This is a genomic window from Haemophilus sp. SZY H68 (genome assembly GCF_018829685.1).
GTDB classification, from domain to species: domain Bacteria; phylum Pseudomonadota; class Gammaproteobacteria; order Enterobacterales; family Pasteurellaceae; genus Haemophilus; species Haemophilus haemolyticus_K.
In genome coordinates this window covers 1-17,846 of record NZ_JAHKKB010000004.1, presented here as the reverse complement: position 1 = coordinate 17,846, position 17,846 = coordinate 1, and the positions used below count along the sequence as shown (strand labels likewise).

The following is a 17,846-nucleotide window of genomic DNA, read 5'->3' as shown; positions in this document are numbered from 1 at the left end:
GTTACTATTAAGATCCTTTGAGGTTGTGAGTAACCTTATTCGATCCTTACGGAAACTGGTGTTATAGGATCTAAAGATCTTGTGAAAATGCGATCATTTTCTTTAAAAATCTTGTGTGTAAAATGGAAAGTTATTAACAATTTTATTTTTTCTCAAAGTTATCAAGTGAGTAAAAACAGTTTTATGACAGATTATTTATGAGTTATCCACAGGGTGTTTTTATTTGATTTTATTTTGAATAAAAAAATCCCCTAAATGCTTTAGTAAGAAATTTAGGGGAATTTATAAGGAACTGAGTGCTATTATTTCAAACCTTTTTTAATTAAATCGTCATAACCACCATGATTAGTAACGTTAGTGTAACCAGCTTTTTTCAACTCATTTAATGCAACTTCTGCACGTCGACCACTACGGCAATAAAGATTGATAGGGGCATTTTTATCTGAGCTAACAGCTTTAATACCTTCAATAATTTGATCGTGTGGAATGTTAACCGCATTTTGCAAATGACCACTATTAAATTCTTCCGCAGAACGTACATCAATCCAAATCCCTTTTGCTTTTTCTGGTTGTACCGCACTTTGTTCTACTTTATGCGTAGTATTTGCAGACGTTGTTAAAGGGAAAAGAATGGCTGTTGCAGAAAGGATAGTGGTTAATAATTTTTTCATTATTTAATCTCCTTGTATAAAAATAATAGTTTTGAACGATGAATTTTGGAATGTGATTAGTTGCTATATTACCCGTAAACATAAAGAGAATGAATTAAAAATTAATCAAAAAACCTTAAAAACTTGACCGCACTTTAGAAGAAAAAATGCCGCCTAAATTTTGATATTCAGGCGGCATTTTATTTTTCTAATTATTATTTAGATAAATCAATTTGATATACAGCAAATCCAACTTCATCTGTACCCACTTGTTTCATTGGATACTGTGCTTTTTCTTTGATGAATTGAGCTGCTTGTTCACTTGGTGAGGTTTCAAAACGAACATCTAATTTATCGTTGCCTTTAATTGGCATAAAGCGCCAGTTTTTATCTGCGCTAGGGTTTACAGAACCTTCTTTTTCACTGGTTACTTTAATGTAATCAGCTAAAATTTGACGGTTTTCATCTGGTGATGCGTAAACAATATGTTGATCGCCAGTGCCTGGGAATTTATTACCGTAAGCACGATAGTTATTCGTTGCAATCAAAAATTCTGCTTTTGGATCAACTGGTTTGCCTTGATAAGTGAGGTTCACTACACGATGCGATTTTGGGTTAATTAATTTACATTCACCATCGTAACGAGCAGGTTTGGTTAGATCGTATTCATAATTAACACCATCAATCACATCAAAGTTATAAGTGCGGAAACCTTCCCAGTCGATTAATGATTGTGGTTTATCACTTGTAGGGTCAATTTGTTTAAACATACCAGCACTACATTCTAACCATTCTTTTAATTGTTCGCCTGTCGCTTTAACAACCACTAATGTATTTGGATAGAGATATAAGTCTGCCGCATTACGGAAAGTTAATTCACCTTTATTTACTTCGGTATAACCTGTTGGGTCATTTTTACGACCACCCGCTTTAAATGGTGCTCCCGCACTTAAAATAGGTAAGCCAGCCATTGCTGCAACACTTGGTGCAACTTTTTCTACATAGGCTTTTTGTGCTTGGTTCACAATTTGAATGGTTGGATCATCTTGTACTAATGCAAGATAGCTGTACATATTATCTGTTGCTTTACCAATAGGTTGAGAAACAAATTTACGTGTCGCTTCGTGAACTGGTTTTAAAAGTGCGGTAATTTCTGGGTCATTTTCTGCAAGTGCTTTTTTATTTTCTGCATCATAGATTGGACGAAGAACCGCTTTTCCAGAGGTAACAATCCATTTGCCTTTGTGTTCTGTTAATCCTAAATCCACCACACTGATATTATTTGCCCAGTAACCAGCCATACTTTCCGGTACACCTTTTACTGTACCATTTACGATGTCTGCATTTGGTGATTTCTCAAATTCTTTATTTGGGAATAAACGGTGTGAGTGACCAAAAATAACCGCATCAATATGTGGAACATCCGCTAGATAGAATGCTGAGTTTTCAGCACCTTCTTGATAAGGTTCATCAGATGGGCCTGTGTGAGCTAATGCAACGACAATATCAGCCCCTTTTTTCTTCATTTCAGGTACATATTTTTGTGCTGTTTTTACAATATCACGGGTTTCGACTTTGCCTTGAAGGCTCGCTTTATCCCAAACCATAATTTGCGGTGGTACAAAACCGATGTAACCAATTTTTAATTTATGTGTTTTACCTTGATTATCAACAACTGATTTTTCTTGAATGACATAAGGTGTGAAATAAGGTTCTTCAGTTCCGACTTTTACTACGTTGGCATTTATAATTGGGAATTTAGCTTGTTTGATGGCATCTGCAAGATAATTGAGACCATAGTTAAATTCGTGGTTACCTAATGTACCCACTTCATAATTCATCGCATTTAAACAATCGACCGCAGGGTTAGATTTACCCTCTTTATAGCCTTGTGCAGCTTGATAGTCTGCAATTGGATTACCTTGAATTAGATCACCGTTATCTACTAATACACTATTTTTTACTTCAGCACGTGCTTGACGAATAAGGCTTGCCGCACGAGTAAAACCGAATTTTTCGGTTGGTGCGTCTTTGTAATAATCAAAGTCTGTTAAAAAGCTGTGAACGTCAGTAGTAGCAACAATACGTAAATCTACATCATGTTTACCTTTTGCTGTCGCAAAACGGCTTGCACTTAATGCAAGAATACTGCTTGCACCGATTTGAATAAAATGACGTCTATTAATCATTGAGTTTTCCTTATAAGGTGTGTAGATATTGCCTTTATTCTAAGAAAAATAGAGGATTCTTAAAAGAAAGGAGTAAAAATATTTTATTTAATTAAGCTAATAATCTTTGTACTAAAGAAGTATAAATATTAACCCCAGTAAGCAATTGATTTTCATCGAAATCAAATTCTACTTCATGATGACCTGCTGTGCGATCTGCACCAAGAATGAAGTAAATAGATTTGCCCCCGTGTTCTTGTACACGTCTACCTAAAATAGTCGCATCTTCACTTGCATTGAAAGCATAATCTGAATTTACGTTATTTATTTGTGGTTGTTCAAGAGATATTTCTTCGATAAGTTTTATAAGTTCAATATCATTATTCATATCCACTGCTTCACCTACAATTTCAGTTTCATATGCGACATCAAAACTTATGGAGATACCTTTGGCTATTTGCATGACTTGTTCAGTCATGTATTCATTAATTGCCTTATTTTCTCCCCGCACTTCTAATTGTAATTCAGCAGAAGATGGAATGACATTTCGTCCTTCACCCGCTTTTAGCACACCCACATTAATTCTTGTCATGCCTTCACCATGGCGTGCAATACCATGAAGTTGAGTGACTGTATGCGCTGCAGCTAATAAAGCATTACGACCTAAATGGGGCGCAGCACCTGCGTGTGCAGGTTTACCTTTGTAGCGAATATCAATTTTTGTAGTGGAAAGAAAATTTCTTGGATTAGCAATAACTGTGCCTGTATTCGCGCAAAAACTAATGTGTGAAGAAGCAAAATAATCTGCATCATCAATTATGCCACTTTGTGCAATGGCTGCTGCACCTCGAACACCTTCTTCTGCTGGTTGGAATACAATTTTTACTTTTCCAGTGAGTTTATCTTTGTTCTGAGCGATCCATAATGCAACACCTAAACCTATTGTAATGTGTGAATCATGTCCACAAGCATGCATAAAACCATCGTTAATTGAGGCAAAACCTTCTTTATTTGGAATATGCTCGGGTGAGCGAGTTTCCGTTACATTCACACAGTCGATATCAAAACGTAATGCGATGGTTTTTCCTGGTTTACCTGAATCAAATAATGCCACACAACCAGTATATCCTTCCATTTTTTTGAGCCATTTTTCATTGGCTCCATAGGCTTTTGCATTAGATAAACCTTTATCTACTACGGCTTGTTTTCGTCCACGAACAAAGTCTGGATTTATAATTTGTTTGCCAAGAAAAATTTCAAAACAACCTAAATCTTCCAAGTAATCCGCAATACGAGAAGTTGTCCAAAATTCACTCCAACCAATTTCTGGAAAACGATGAAATTCACGACGCCATTTAACAAGTTGATTTAAATCTAAGTTCATTTTTTTTCCTCTAAAAGTCTATAAAAACAGACCGCACTTAAATAAAGTGCGGTCAATTTTTTACTATTTTTACAACATAAATAATGCTAAGAATAAAACAGCAAGTATCATGCCTGGTGCGGTACGTTTTACCATTTCTACTGGGCTTACCATCGCAAGGCCTGCACAAACAATGGTTACGCCTGCAATTGGTGAAGCTGTACGACCGATTGCACCTGCAATGGCTGCTGCCATACCAAGATTTACGTGAGTGTAGCCGAGTTCTACAGCATGTGGTGTGACAGCACTGTTAAAGGCAATCGCTGCTGCATCACCAGAGCCTGTAATTAAGCCCATTAAGAATGGTCCAATTGTTGCACCCCAACGTACAAATTCGTTGGATTCTTTTAAGAAAGAAATTGCAGCATCCACTGCACCTGTAGATTTTAATCCTGCCACAAATACACTGGCTGCAATGATAATACCAAGTACGTTTGCATAAGAATTTCCCATACCATTGAAAAATTCTTCAGTAATTTTTACTGGGGAAATGCGAGTTACGATAATGCCATAAATTGCACCAATCAACATCGCTTGAGGCACACCCATTTTAGTCCATTCAAGACCCGGTACTTGTTGTAATGACGTTCCACCAATTACTAAAATAACTAATGGTATTAATGGTGCAAGGGCATAAAGTACATTGACGCCTTCAACAACTTTAATTTCACTTTCTTTTTGTTCTGCAAGATAAGCTTGGCGATGTTGTTCACCATAATCTTTAAAAACAAGCGCAAGAATTGTTAAAACAACAGCACCTATTGCTCCCGCAATCATGTTATATGGCGCATGTGAAAGGTTTACTTGAGCGATAGTTAAGCCTGACATTTCACTAATCATTGCTGAGTGAGAAGAACCTGGGCTCATCATTGATCCAAAAGTCCCAGCTAAAATAGCTGCACCAGCAGTAGCTGGTCGAACACCCGCACTTTTTAAAACGGGAATTAATGTTGCGCCAACTGCAGCTGCACAACCAGCAGCAGAAGGAATAGCTATATTGATGAAAAAGGTGATGACTGTTGCAATCGGAATTAAGAAGAATTTTAATCCGCTTAATGGTTTAGTAAGTAAATGCACTAGATGAGTATCACATTGAGTGTATTTCATTACATAAGCAAAACCCATACTAGAACAGATGGCCATAATTAATCCGCCAGATGTCATGCTTTTGGCAAAAGCATCTAATGCGCCCATTGGATTAAGCGTCAGAATGGACATAATTAAGCCGACACCAATCAAAACGGTTCGGGTTTCGGCTTTTTTTATCAAAAAATAAATTGTGGCAATAATGCCAATCACTGCAACGATGGATTTAAATAATTCCATTATATGTTCCTTTTAAGTTAATAAGAAAAAGTTGTATTGATGTCAAATGTGCCACATTCCATATTTTCACTGAAGCACAAAATAGGATTTTCACCCAAAACAGTTGCCATTTCATTTTGTATATGAAGCGCAGAACCTTCAGGTAATGCATATACAAATGCAGTTGGATTAATGAGTAAAAATTCTGCCAAACGTTCTTCTCGGCTTTCACCATTGTGGCCTTGCATTTTTCCTGAAATAAAGTGCGGATTAATTTGATGAGGAAAAAGCTGTAATGCTTGAAATGAAGGAGGATAAGTAATTGGCATATCATTAGTTGTCATAATAGATGCTCCCGCTACATTGGCGCCAGCACTCCAACCAAAATAAGGCGTACCGTTATTTACTTTTTCACGAATGATATCAATCAAATTGTGTTCATAAAGCTGTTTTAACAAACAAAATGTATTCCCGCCGCCAATAGAGATGACATCTGCTTGTTCAATGATATCTCGATGCTGTTTACCATGATGAACGGAAACAATATTCATCCCTAAATCAGAAAGTGCATTTTGCACATTTTTTTCATATTCATCAAAAGTGCGGCGTATCCCAGCATAAGGCACAAAAGCAATTGTTTTACCATGATAATCAGCCAAGAAATTTTGTAACCAAGGTACAGTGTGTTCAAGATAACCTGTGTTCTTGTATTTTGAGCTACTGAGCAGTAACATGTTTTTCATATTTATAATCCTTTTTAGGGATGAAAAGTTATTGCTATTATGCCGAAGCTAAAAACAAAATCCAGAATAAAAGCTGGATTTTTATAAAGGCAACTCAGTTGTTGATTTAACCGTTTTTAGTGTTACTTCTGATTTTAAGGTTTTAATGCCAAGCCTAGAATTAAGATAGGTGTTTTTGATGTAATTAAATTGATCAAGATCGGATACATTGAGTTTCAATAAGAAATCAAAGCTGCCAGCCATAAAATGGCATTCGGTAATTTGAGGGATTAATTTTACTTCAAAAATAAACCGCTCTTTTAATTCTGGGTCTTCTTCAAAGAAAGAGCCTAATGCATAAACGATGAGATTACAGTTTACTTTTTTAGGATTTAATAAGGCTACATAGTTATCTATTACGCCACTTTCTTCTAATTGATTTACTCGACGTAAACAAGCTGAATTGGAGAGACCTATTTCGTTGGCCAATTCATTATTTTGTAATCGACCATTTCGTTGTAATGCTTTAAGAATACGAGTATCGATATTATCGAAACATTTTTTAAGCATAGTAAATCCTTTTTATGCTAACAAAAAAGATAACTTATTATAAAAGAAACCGCCTAGAAAAACTGTGATTTAGGCGGCAATTTTGACTAATTAAACGCTATATAAGGATACTTGTACTACCAGTAAAATAGATCCGATTAATAATAAGCATCCAATCATTGGCATCACGAATTTAACCCATCTATCAAATGGAATATGCAACATTTGGAGTGTCACCAATACTAATCCTGTCGGAGCCAAGAATAGCATTGCATATTGTCCCCAGTTGTAAGCGGAAACCACGATATCGCGTGGAATACCCACTGAGTCAGCAAGTGGCGCCATAATTGGCATTGAAAGCACGGCTAAGCCTGAAGAAGACGGTACGATTAAACCTAGGAAAATAAATACGACTAATTGGCCTAAGATGAATACGCTACCCGGCATACCACTAACCACATTAGACATATAATCAAGGATAGTGTCAGAAATCATACCTTGTTCGAGCACTAAGTTTACGCCACGAGCAAGACCGATGATTAAGGATACGCCTACTAATTCTGATGCACCTTCAGTGAAGGATTCCACTATATCTTTTTCAGACAAGCCACTTATAAACATAATGATGATGGTAATGGCAAGGAAAGATGCGGCCATTTGAGGGAACCACCATCCGCCAACCATTACACCCCAAATCATAATAGGGAATGCAATACAGAAAAGCGTTAAAATTAATTTGCGACGAGCTGAGAATGCGATAGTTGCATTTGGATCAAAGTTCTTCATATAACGTTGGCGAAATTCTTCGCGATCGTCATAAGTGAAAGAAAAACTTGGGTCAGCTTTGATTTTTTTACAGTACCAATAAAGATATGCTATTACGCAAGTTGCCCCTAAAACTAAACCTAGAGCACGGAAACCAATACCTTCAGTAAATTGAATACCAGCCGCATTTGATGCAATAACAACGGAGAATGGGTTAATTGTAGAGAATGCAGTTCCCATAGATGAAGCAAGGAATATTGCCCCTACGCAGACTATCGCATCATATCCCAGAGCCAAGAATACTGGCACCAGAATTGGATAGAATGCCACGGCCTCTTCTTCAATACCGCATGTTGTGCCGCCTAACACCATTAAAACGGATACGCTGAATACAATAAAAAACTCATTACCTTTGGTTTTTTTCGCAAGAGCCATCAAACCAGCATTAAAAGAACCTGTTCGGTTAATAACACCAATCATACCCCCCAATACGAAGATAAAGACCATGACATCAACAGCTTCAATGGTGCCTTCCACCATACTTTTAGTAATGTCTTCAATGCCTTTGTGGTGTTGTTCTACACGTTGATAGGTACCAGGAATAGCGATTGGTTTTTTGATCACGCCTTCGGTGAAGTTGGAGAGTTTAATTTTGATATTGAGATTATCAAGAGTGTCTGTTGTGGCGGGATAAGTTTTATCATCAACGCCGTAAGCTTTGACGACAAAAACATTATCAGTGGAGTTATATGTTAATTTTGAATATGAACCGGATGGAATTACCCAGGTCAATCCAACAGCGAGAATTAATATTGCAAATAAAATAGTAAACGCTGATGGGAAATTAAACGTTTTCTTCTTTTTGGACGCATCCATAGCGAGCTCCTTATGTTTAACGTTTAAAGTGCGGTTGGTAAAAACATCGGTTAAACCGACCGCACTTTTTACTTTGAGAATGATTTCTCAAAGTTCTTTTATTATTTAAGCATAATAGGATATACCTTCAGCTTTTTTCGTAATACGAGTACCAGCTTTTCCTTTCACAATGTCCACAATATCAGATAAAGAGCCTATTACTGCATCTTTTCCTGTTTGTTTCGCAAAGTTGATCGCGGCTTGTACTTTCGGCCCCATGGAACCTGCAGCGAAACCAAGTTCTGAAATGGCTTCTGGTGATGCGACAGAAATTGCTTTTTGAGTTGGTTTACCCCAATCTACGAAAGTTGCGGAAACGTCAGTTGCGATGATAAATAAATCAGCGTCAAGATTTTCTGCAAGTAAAGCTGAACATAAATCTTTGTCGATAACAGCTTCAACACCCTGTAAATTATGGTGTTCATCATAATAGGTCGGAATACCACCGCCACCCGCGCAAATTACGATACTGCCTTTTTCAAGTAACCATTTGACTGGACGAATTTCAAAAATACGTTTTGGTAATGGACTTGGCACAACGCGACGATATTTATCACCATCTTGTGCGATAGACCAATTTTTTTCTTTTGCCAAACGTTCAGCTTCTTCTTTCGTATAAACAGGGCCAATTGGTTTAGTTGGATTTTTAAAAGCTGGGTCGTTGATATCAACTTCTACTTGAGATAATAAAGTTGCAAATGGCACTTCAAATGGAACTAAATTACCGAGTTCTTGTTGAATCATATAACCAATCATTCCTACTGATTCTGCACCTAATACATCTAAAGGATAGGTTGGCACATCAGTATAGGCAGCACCTTGTAATGCGAGCAAACCCACTTGTGGGCCATTACCGTGCGCAATTACTAATTCATTATTTGGCCAAACCTTAGCAATTTGCTCACAAGCAATGCGAACATTTTGTCGTTGATTTTCGGCTGTCAGCGGCTCTCCGCGTCGTAATAACGCATTACCGCCTAATGCAATCACTATTCTCATACGCTCTCCTTATGCCAAACTTGCTACCATGACTGCTTTAATTGTGTGCATACGGTTTTCTGCTTGTTCAAATGCAATGTTCATTGGAGATTCAAATACGTCTTCAGTCACTTCAATACCATTAGCTAATTCAGGATATTTTTCAGCAATTTGACGGCCAACTTTGGTTTCGCTGTTATGGAAGGCTGGTAAGCAGTGCATAAATTTCACTTTTGGATTACCAGTGCGTTTCATTAATTCAGGTGTGACTTGATAAGGAAGTAATAATTTAATGCGTTCGCCCCAAGTTTCTAATGGTTCACCCATTGAAACCCACACATCAGTATGAACAAAATCTACACCTTTCACCGCTTTGTCGATATCTTCAGTTACAGTAATACGAGCGCCACTTTCTTTCGCAAATTTCTCGCACATTTCCACAAGACTTGCTTCTGGTAATAATGCTTTAGGTCCACAAATACGAACATCCATACCTAATTTTGCACCAATTAATAAAAGTGAATTACCCATGTTATTGCGAGCATCTCCAATATATACATAGCTAATTTCGCTTAATGGTTTGTCGCAATGTTCAATCATGGTAAGTACGTCGGCAAGCATTTGTGTTGGGTGGAATTCATCGGTTAAACCATTGAATACTGGCACACCAGCATAATCAGCAAGTTCTTGAACGATACTTTGTTTAAAGCCACGATATTCAATGCCATCATACATTCTGCCTAATACGCGGGCGGTATCTTTCATACTTTCTTTGTGGCCAATTTGGGAGGAGTTAGGGTCGATGTAGGTGACTTGTGCGCCTTGATCATGAGCGGCGACTTCGAATGCACAGCGTGTGCGGGTGGAGGTTTTTTCAAAGATGAGCGCGATATTTTTGCCTTTTAATTTTTGTTGTTCTGTGCCTGCATATTTGGCTCGTTTCAAATCTCGAGAGAGATCTAAGAGATATTTAATTTCACGTTCTGTGTGATGAACAAGACTAAGTAAATGTCTATTTTTTATATTGAAAGCCATAATAATCTCCTTGTGTTTTGACTATCCATTGGGAATAAACATACGTCATTCGATGATACTGCTTGTTGTTCGAACAATTGTATTGTAAGAGAGATAAAATGAAATTTGTTATCGTATTTCAGCTAGTAATGTAAAGATATCGAATTTTATTGCGAGGTTTTTAGTGTTATTAGAATTTATGTTTTTCTAAACTAGAAAATCAATTCATTATTGGTATTAGCTTAATCTAGATCAAACAAGTTCTAATTAATTAAAATTTCCTTTTGTATCTAGTAGAAAAAAGGTTTTATCATTTTTCCATAAATCTGAGTGATTTTATCGGGTTTATAACGAAACTTTCTATTCTAACAAAAGGACTTAATTATGTACTGTGTACAATGTGAACAAACTATGCGTACTCCAATGGGTAATGGTTGTAGTTACTCTCAAGGAATGTGCGGTAAAACTGCGGAAACTTCTGATTTACAAGATCTTCTTATTGCAACTCTGCAAAGCTTATCTGCTTGGGCTATTCAAGCAAGAGATTTAGCTATTATCGATAATGAAATTGATGCTTTTACAGCACAGGCATTTTTCTCTACCTTGACTAATGTAAACTTTGATTCTCAACGTATTGTTGAATATGCGCAACAAGCCATAGCTTATCGCGATAATTTAATGAAACGTTGCCGTACACTAAATCCAAGTATTGATATAAACCATCCATTAGCTCATTTACAGCTTGAAGGTGCAACGATTTCTGATTTAACAAAACAAGCTGCGAATTTTGCCCTAAATTCTGATCGCACTTTGATTGGAGAAGAAGTACATGGCGTACGTATGCTTTGTTTATACGGTTTAAAAGGTGCGGCTGCTTATATGGAACATGCCCATGTTTTAGGTAAATTTGATAATGAAGTATATCGTCAATTCCATGAGTTTATGGCGTGGCTAGGAACGAATCCAAGTGATCTAAATGAATTGTTAGAAAAGGCTCTTGGCATCGGTAATATGAATTTTCAAGTAATGAGTTTATTAGATGCGGGTGAAACAGAAGCATTTGGCCATCCTATTCCAGCAACGGTAAATGTGAAGCCTGTAGCAGGAAAATGTATTTTAATTTCTGGTCATGATTTAAAAGATTTAAAAGCACTTTTAGAACAAACGGAAGGAACAGGAATAAATATTTACACTCATGGTGAAATGTTGCCTGCGCATGGTTACCCAGAATTGAAAAAATACAACCATTTGGTTGGTAACTATGGAAGCGGTTGGCAAAATCAGCAGAAAGAATTTGCGAAATTCCCTGGTCCTGTAATTATGACCTCTAACTGTATTATTGATCCTAATGTTGGTAATTACTCAGATCGTATTTATACCCGTAGTATTGTAGGCTGGCCTGGTGTAACGCACATTGAAGATCGTGATTTCAGTCAAGTTATCGCAAAAGCACAAGAAATGGCAGGATTCCCTTATGATGAATTAGAACACAAAATTACCGTTGGGTTTGGTCGTCAAACTTTATTAGATGCTTCAGATGCGGTGATTAATCTTGTTGCTGGTGGAAAATTACGTCATGTTTTCTTAGTGGGCGGTTGTGATGGCAGCAAAGGTGAACGTAGCTACTACACTGATTTTGCTCGTCAAGTGCCGGAAGATTGTGCGATTTTAACTTTAGGTTGTGGTAAATATCGTTTTAATAAATTGGATTTTGGCTCTATTGATGGGTTACCTCGCTTGTTAGATGTTGGGCAATGTAATGATGCGTATTCTGCGATAATGCTTGCTGTAAATCTTTCACAAAAACTGGGTATTGGCGTTAACGAATTGCCATTAACGCTGGTACTTTCTTGGTTTGAGCAAAAAGCTATTGTTATTTTGCTTACCTTATTGGCATTAGGTGTTAAAAATATCTATACAGGGCCGACTGCTCCAGCATTTTTAAATGATAATGTGATGGCATTATTAAATGAAAAATTCGGTTTGCGCGGCTTGACTACTCCAGAACAAGATATGGCAGAAGCTTTAGCTAAATAACATTTCATAGAAAAGTGCGGTCGATTTTTTAATTTGTAGTTTAGTTTTATAAACATTTTAAAAATCCACCGCACTTTTTTCTATCTTCAAAGAGAAAATTCTATGTCAAATAATCAGAATCCGTTGTGTTATAACGAAATGCAGGTACATGCTATTCATCAGGAAACTGATGATGTCTATACAATTGAATTAATCGCACAAGATTTTTACCCTTATGAGCCTGGCCAGTATGCTTTAGTAAGTATTCGTAATACACCAAATATTGTACGAGCTTATACGCTATCGTCTACGCCAGGAATGAGCCGTTTTGTTACTTTAACTGTTCGTCGTATTAAAAACGGAGTAGGTTCTAATTGGATTACATCCGAAATTAAAGAAGGTGATCAAATTTGGCTATCCGATCCAATGGGTAAATTTACCTGTACCCGCATTGTAAGTGATCGATATTTACTTGTGGCTGGTGGATGTGGCGTTACGCCAATCATGTCTATGACGCGCTGGTTATTAAAAAATAAACCAGGTGTAGATGTGGTTGTATTCTATAGTGTCCATTCGCCTAAAGATGTTATCTTTAAACGAGAATGGGCATTACTGAAAGAACAATTTCCACAGTTAAAATTATTTATTAATGCTTCTGTTGATGCGGATGATGGCTTTATATCTGGACGTTTAAATAGTCAAATGTTATCTGACCTTGTACCCAATATAGCTGATTATACAGTGCTGACTTGTGGCCCAGAGAGTTATATGAATGATTTACGTGCGATGACAGAATCCCTTGGTATCCCATCCGAGCGTTTCTTTTTAGAGCAATTTCATTCTTCAGCAGAAAATTGTATGTTAGATAATAGTAAACAAGTGACGCTTTCTATTACTAATCCACTACCTCAAACTTTTTCTGTACCTGTTGGAAAAACATTGTTAGCTGCTTTGGAAGAGCATAAAGCACCGATTATTGCCGCTTGTAGAGAAGGTATTTGTGGTTCTTGTAAAACTTTAGTGGTGAGTGGTGATTATGAAGTGAGTTCAAACGGACCACTGACAGAAGATGAAATTAAACAAGGTTATGTTTTAGCGTGTTGCTGTCAAATGAAAGGAAATATATCAGTTGATTTAATGCCTTAATCCTTAATAAAGTGCGGTTATTTTTATTACGGTTTTTATACATTGATCTTAGACAAGGGCAATTTGTATATTTAGTGATATGATAACCGCAAATTATTTTTTGAGTTTTTTATGAATTTACCTTTTCGAGCAATGGTGTCTGATTTAGATGGCACCCTTTTAACTCCTGAACATTTAGTCGGTGATCTTACCATTGATACGCTGAGAGCATTAGAGCAAAACGGAGTGGATATCATTTTGGCAACGGGGCGTAACCATACCGATGTGTCATCTATTCTTGGAAAAATTGGTGCGGAACGTGCGGTTATGATTACATCAAATGGTGCTCGTGTACGGGATTTACAGGGTAATTTGCTTTATAGCAATAGTTTGCCTGAAGACTTAGTTCTCGAGCTTTACAAAACGCCATTTGATACTTCCAAAGTATGCATGAATAGCTATCAAGATGAAGGTTGGTTTACTAACAAAGATATCCCTGCAATGCGTCAGTTCCATAAAGAATCTGGATTCGATTATAACGTTGTCGATTTTTCCAAACATCATGGACGTGGGACAGAAAAAGTCTTTTTTATTGGTAAAACTCCTGAGGATTTAGTTGAAGTAGAAAGTTATTTACGAGATAAGTTTGGTGACGTAACGACAATTGTTTATTCAGCATTAGCTTGTTTGGAAGTAATGAATAAGAATGTTTCAAAAGGGGATGCATTAAAACATTTACTCGAATCACGTGAGTATGAGTTAAAAGACTGTATTACTTTTGGTGATGGAATGAATGATGTAGAAATGCTTTCTTGGTCTGGTAAGGGCTGCATCATGCAAGATGCAGATGTTCGTTTAAAAAAAGCTTGTCCAGAGTTAGAAGTTATTGGTTCAAATAAAGAAGAATCAGTCGCTCGTTATTTGCGAACCCAATTTGGATTAGATTATTAATGCAGGCATTATTATTTATAAGTTGTGGTGCAATATTAGGTGCGTCATTGCGTTGGGCTATAGGATTGTTATTTAATCCTTTATTTTCCTCATTTGCTTTTGGAACTTTAATAGCTAATTTGCTTGGTTGTTTAATTATTGGTGTATTACTTGGGCTTTTTTGGCAATTTCCACAAATTAGTTCTGAATGGCGGTTATTTTTAATTACCGGTTTTTTAGGATCGCTAACCACATTTTCTTCTTTTTCTTCCGAAATTGTGGAATTATTTTTTAATGACAAGTGGTTAAATGGATTTTGTGTATTGATGATGCATTTATTCGGATGTTTAGCTATGACTGTATTGGGCATTTGGATATATAAAATTTGTTCTCAACTTTTATCTTAATCCCATTCACTTTGGTTTTGCCCAATTAAATCAGCAAATTCATCGCTACGAAATCCATGTGATAGCATATATTGCCAAATTTTTTGTTTCATTTTAGGCGTTTGCTGTTCGTTGTAATTTGGGAATTTTTTACGTAACAAGTTCTCAGCCATTTCATACCAATTAATTTCTGATTCCATTAAAACTTCATCAATAATATCAGAAGACACACCTTTTAATTGGAGTAATTCTTGTCGAATTCTTCCTACACCATAACCTTTTTGTGCGCGTGAATTTAGATAATTTTCTGAAAAACGACGATCACTTTGCCAATTTTTTGCCTGGCATAAAGATAATGCATCATCAATTTCTTCTTCCGAAAAGTTCTTTTCCTGCATTTTATTGCGGAGCTCGAATTCACTATATTCTCTGCGAGAAAGAAGATTAACTATGTAATTAAAAGCAAGGGATGACAAGGAATGATTCCTTTATTTTTATTGAGTTGATATAAAGTGCGGTTAAAAATGACCGCACTTTTGGCGTTAATGATTTGATTTATTCAAAATCACTTTCTGATCCGGAACTATTTTCAGATTGTTCAATATCAGCCATTAAAGCTTGTTCTGGATTAGCCACTAATTCTGCGCGTAAACGAGCTTCTAACTCATCTGCTTTTTCTGGATTTTCATTGAGCCATTTCATTGAGTTAGTTTTACCTTGGCCAATTTTTTCTCCATTATAGGCATACCACGCACCTGATTTCTCTACAAGCTTGTGTTTTACACCAAGTTCTAATAATTCCCCTGCTTTTGAAATACCTTCACCATAAAGAATTTGGAAATCTACTTGACGGAATGGTGCTGCTAGTTTGTTTTTCACTACTTTTACGCGGGTTTCATTTCCAATGATATTTTCGCCATCTTTTACAGAACCTGTGCGACGAATATCTAAGCGAACAGAAGAATAGAATTTTAATGCATTGCCGCCTGTGGTAGTTTCAGGGTTACCAAACATCACACCTATTTTCATTCGGATTTGGTTAATAAATACAACTAAACAGTTTGCATTTTTAATTTGGCCAGTAAGTTTACGTAAAGCTTGTGACATTAAACGAGCTTGTAGCCCCATATGGGAATCACCCATATCCCCTTCAATTTCAGCTTTGGGTGTCAGTGCGGCAACGGAGTCAACAATGATTACATCAATTGCGCCAGAGCGAACTAATGCATCGCAGATTTCAAGTGCTTGTTCACCATTATCTGGTTGAGAAACAAAAAGTTCTTTTACATCCACCCCAAGTTTTGCTGCATAAATAGGATCAAGGGCGTGTTCTGCATCAATAAATGCACAGGTTTTTCCCGCTTTTTGCGCTTGAGCAATGACGGAAAGAGTTAATGTTGTTTTACCAGATGATTCAGGTCCGAAAATTTCTACAATTCGTCCCATAGGTAGACCACCAATTCCCAGTGCAACATCTAAGCCAAGTGATCCAGTAGAAATAGATTCTACATCTAACGTTTTGGTATCGCCTAACTTCATAATTGAGCCTTTACCAAATTGTTTTTCGATTTGTCCTAATGCTGCAGCTAGTGCTTTTTGTTTTTCTTCTTGAGTCGCCATAAGTGAATTCCTGTTTGAATGTTCAAGTTTTTTGTGATTATATCTGTATTGATGTACAGGTCAAGAGAAATTTCTATATTTTATGAGAAATGTGAACAACAGTTCAGAATTAGTTTTGAATATTTATAGATAAAATAAATAAAAATAGTTAGAAATAAATTTGCTTCTTTTATCTCTATTTTATGTTGTAAGAAGGATTTTTACTATATTGATTATTCATAGTAATTTAAGTGTTTCTTTAAAAATAAATTTTATTTTGCGATCAGGTTCACAAAATTGAAATTTATTTTTAGGTAATGAAAAAAGTTCGTGATATAAAAAAAGCAGAAGTACTTCTACCGATTTTTTCAACAAATTATTCATTTTGGAGATATATATGAATATAAAAGACGAACATATTGATGTAGTTTGCTCTCTGTTAGATCAGTTGGTAGGAAATGTTACCTCCAGGAACCTTTTTACAGGATATGGGTTATTTCATAAAGGAGAAACGATGTTTGCAATTTGGCAAAATAAGAAACTCTACTTGAGAGGGGAGGGAGAGTTAGCATCTTATCTTATTAGGCTTGGTTGTGAGCCTTTTACAACAAATGAAGTAAATAAACGCTTTGTTCTTTCTCAGTATTATGCTTTATCTAATCAGGTTATAGGTGATAATGCATTATGTAGAAAACTAGTAATTCTATCTATTAAACAAATTCAAAAGCAGAAGTTGAAGCGTACATTAAATAAACTAAACCGTTTGAAAGATTTGGCTAACTTGACTATTAGGCATGAGAGAGCGCTAATTAAAGCTGGTATTTTAGATGTTAAAATGCTGAGGGAAATTGGCGCAGAGAATGCTATGGTTCGATTAAAAAAAGCAGGAAGTGGTGCTACTTTAGATTTCTACTGGAAATTAGTTGGAGCATTACTTAATAAAAATAGCCAAATGTTCACTAAAGCAGAAAAAGAAGCTTTATTAAAAAAATTGAATGAAGTTTTGAGGGCTAACGGTTTAAAAGGTTATAAAAAATTAGATGATGAGTAAAATTTGCGCGTTCAAATAAAATTTCTTAAAAAGGGGTTGCAAAGGGTTTTAAAACGCCTATAATGCACCGCACACAACGACGCACTGTTGTGAAGTCTTTAAGTTTCCAAGTGCGTCGTTGTTTTTTGCTCTTTAACAATATATCAGACAATCTGTGTGGGCACTTGTTGATTGACTTGTTTTAAAATATTTTAATTTTGAAGTCTTAATAGGTGCTTAACTGAAAATTCATAATTACTTTTTTAAGTAG

16 protein-coding genes are annotated in these 17,846 nt (G+C 36.2%); 5 read left to right on the top strand and 11 right to left on the bottom strand.

Going from position 1 to position 17,846, the window contains the following annotated elements; all coding sequences use genetic code 11:
• Positions 1–302 precede the first annotated feature (302 nt).
• The 9 genes from KP712_RS07440 to KP712_RS07400 all read right to left on the bottom strand — a co-directional run bounded on the left by KP712_RS07440 (position 303) and on the right by KP712_RS07400 (position 10,510).
• Positions 303–671, bottom strand: coding sequence for a rhodanese-like domain-containing protein (locus KP712_RS07440; RefSeq protein WP_140530022.1), 369 nt, complete (start codon positions 669–671; stop codon positions 303–305).
• A gap of 194 nt (positions 672–865) precedes the next feature.
• Positions 866–2,839: a 2',3'-cyclic-nucleotide 2'-phosphodiesterase gene (gene cpdB, locus KP712_RS07435; protein ID WP_215770785.1), complete on the bottom strand. Its 1,974-nt coding sequence runs from the start codon at positions 2,837–2,839 to the stop codon at positions 866–868.
• 91 nt (positions 2,840–2,930) lie between these two features.
• Positions 2,931–4,202, bottom strand: a complete 1,272-nt coding sequence (locus tag KP712_RS07430; protein WP_215770784.1) for a M20 family metallo-hydrolase — start codon at positions 4,200–4,202, stop codon at positions 2,931–2,933.
• Between the two features lie 69 nt (positions 4,203–4,271).
• Positions 4,272–5,567: a C4-dicarboxylate transporter DcuC gene (gene dcuC / locus KP712_RS07425; RefSeq protein WP_005635328.1), complete on the bottom strand. Its 1,296-nt coding sequence runs from the start codon at positions 5,565–5,567 to the stop codon at positions 4,272–4,274.
• A gap of 17 nt (positions 5,568–5,584) precedes the next feature.
• Entirely contained in the window at positions 5,585–6,289 is a 705-nt protein-coding gene (gene pepE / locus KP712_RS07420) for a dipeptidase PepE (RefSeq protein ID WP_215770783.1), read from the bottom strand.
• 81 nt (positions 6,290–6,370) lie between these two features.
• Positions 6,371–6,838, bottom strand: coding sequence for an Lrp/AsnC family transcriptional regulator (locus KP712_RS07415; RefSeq protein WP_139989312.1), 468 nt, complete (start codon positions 6,836–6,838; stop codon positions 6,371–6,373).
• 90 nt (positions 6,839–6,928) lie between these two features.
• Positions 6,929–8,458, bottom strand: coding sequence for a YfcC family protein (locus tag KP712_RS07410; RefSeq protein ID WP_005658950.1), 1,530 nt, complete (start codon positions 8,456–8,458; stop codon positions 6,929–6,931).
• Positions 8,459–8,563: 105 nt separating this feature from the next.
• A complete protein-coding gene (arcC, locus tag KP712_RS07405; protein WP_114908408.1) occupies positions 8,564–9,496 on the bottom strand; it encodes a carbamate kinase in 933 nt (310 codons plus the stop codon).
• A 9-nt stretch (positions 9,497–9,505) separates the two neighbouring features.
• A complete protein-coding gene (locus KP712_RS07400; protein WP_215770782.1) occupies positions 9,506–10,510 on the bottom strand; it encodes an ornithine carbamoyltransferase in 1,005 nt (334 codons plus the stop codon).
• Between the two features lie 363 nt (positions 10,511–10,873).
• Between KP712_RS07400 and hcp the strand changes: the two genes are divergently transcribed.
• The 4 genes from hcp to crcB all read left to right on the top strand — a co-directional run bounded on the left by hcp (position 10,874) and on the right by crcB (position 14,967).
• Complete coding sequence (hcp, locus tag KP712_RS07395; RefSeq protein WP_215770781.1) at positions 10,874–12,526, top strand: hydroxylamine reductase; 1,653 nt, start codon at positions 10,874–10,876, stop codon at positions 12,524–12,526.
• Positions 12,527–12,628: 102 nt separating this feature from the next.
• The gene (hcr, locus tag KP712_RS07390; RefSeq protein ID WP_215770780.1) at positions 12,629–13,651 is read left to right on the top strand and encodes an NADH oxidoreductase; all 1,023 of its coding nucleotides are present in this window, start codon (positions 12,629–12,631) and stop codon (positions 13,649–13,651) included.
• A 111-nt stretch (positions 13,652–13,762) separates the two neighbouring features.
• Entirely contained in the window at positions 13,763–14,581 is an 819-nt protein-coding gene (locus KP712_RS07385; protein WP_048953160.1) for a Cof-type HAD-IIB family hydrolase, read from the top strand.
• Positions 14,581–14,967, top strand: a complete 387-nt coding sequence (gene crcB, locus KP712_RS07380; protein WP_048953161.1) for a fluoride efflux transporter CrcB — start codon at positions 14,581–14,583, stop codon at positions 14,965–14,967. Before KP712_RS07385 ends, crcB begins: the two co-directional genes overlap by 1 nt.
• On the opposite strand, the gene recX is transcribed toward crcB, so the two are convergent.
• Positions 14,964–15,422 carry a recombination regulator RecX gene (recX, locus tag KP712_RS07375; RefSeq protein ID WP_048953162.1) on the bottom strand — a complete coding sequence of 153 codons (459 nt, stop codon included), beginning with the start codon at positions 15,420–15,422 and terminating at the stop codon, positions 14,964–14,966. The genes crcB and recX overlap by 4 nt on opposite strands.
• A gap of 79 nt (positions 15,423–15,501) precedes the next feature.
• The gene (gene recA, locus KP712_RS07370) at positions 15,502–16,566 is read right to left on the bottom strand and encodes a recombinase RecA (RefSeq protein WP_048953163.1); all 1,065 of its coding nucleotides are present in this window, start codon (positions 16,564–16,566) and stop codon (positions 15,502–15,504) included.
• A gap of 376 nt (positions 16,567–16,942) precedes the next feature.
• Between recA and tfoX the strand changes: the two genes are divergently transcribed.
• Positions 16,943–17,596: a DNA transformation protein TfoX gene (tfoX, locus tag KP712_RS07365; protein WP_111407845.1), complete on the top strand. Its 654-nt coding sequence runs from the start codon at positions 16,943–16,945 to the stop codon at positions 17,594–17,596.
• The last annotated feature ends 250 nt before the right edge of the window (positions 17,597–17,846 follow it).

What these genes read in the sequence shown, in the direction of transcription:
- KP712_RS07415 (WP_139989312.1), bottom strand. Translation starts at nt 6,838, where the DNA reads ATGCTTAAAAAATGTTTCGATAATATCGATACTCGTATTCTTAAAGCA.
- cpdB (WP_215770785.1), bottom strand. Translation starts at nt 2,839, where the DNA reads ATGATTAATAGACGTCATTTTATTCAAATCGGTGCAAGCAGTATTCTT.
- hcp (WP_215770781.1), top strand. Translation starts at nt 10,874, where the DNA reads ATGTACTGTGTACAATGTGAACAAACTATGCGTACTCCAATGGGTAAT.
- arcC (WP_114908408.1), bottom strand. Translation starts at nt 9,496, where the DNA reads ATGAGAATAGTGATTGCATTAGGCGGTAATGCGTTATTACGACGCGGA.
- pepE (WP_215770783.1), bottom strand. Translation starts at nt 6,289, where the DNA reads ATGAAAAACATGTTACTGCTCAGTAGCTCAAAATACAAGAACACAGGT.
- KP712_RS07385 (WP_048953160.1), top strand. Translation starts at nt 13,763, where the DNA reads ATGAATTTACCTTTTCGAGCAATGGTGTCTGATTTAGATGGCACCCTT.
- KP712_RS07400 (WP_215770782.1), bottom strand. Translation starts at nt 10,510, where the DNA reads ATGGCTTTCAATATAAAAAATAGACATTTACTTAGTCTTGTTCATCAC.
- dcuC (WP_005635328.1), bottom strand. Translation starts at nt 5,567, where the DNA reads ATGGAATTATTTAAATCCATCGTTGCAGTGATTGGCATTATTGCCACA.
- crcB (WP_048953161.1), top strand. Translation starts at nt 14,581, where the DNA reads ATGCAGGCATTATTATTTATAAGTTGTGGTGCAATATTAGGTGCGTCA.
- KP712_RS07410 (WP_005658950.1), bottom strand. Translation starts at nt 8,458, where the DNA reads ATGGATGCGTCCAAAAAGAAGAAAACGTTTAATTTCCCATCAGCGTTT.
- hcr (WP_215770780.1), top strand. Translation starts at nt 12,629, where the DNA reads ATGTCAAATAATCAGAATCCGTTGTGTTATAACGAAATGCAGGTACAT.
- KP712_RS07440 (WP_140530022.1), bottom strand. Translation starts at nt 671, where the DNA reads ATGAAAAAATTATTAACCACTATCCTTTCTGCAACAGCCATTCTTTTC.
- recA (WP_048953163.1), bottom strand. Translation starts at nt 16,566, where the DNA reads ATGGCGACTCAAGAAGAAAAACAAAAAGCACTAGCTGCAGCATTAGGA.
- KP712_RS07430 (WP_215770784.1), bottom strand. Translation starts at nt 4,202, where the DNA reads ATGAACTTAGATTTAAATCAACTTGTTAAATGGCGTCGTGAATTTCAT.
- tfoX (WP_111407845.1), top strand. Translation starts at nt 16,943, where the DNA reads ATGAATATAAAAGACGAACATATTGATGTAGTTTGCTCTCTGTTAGAT.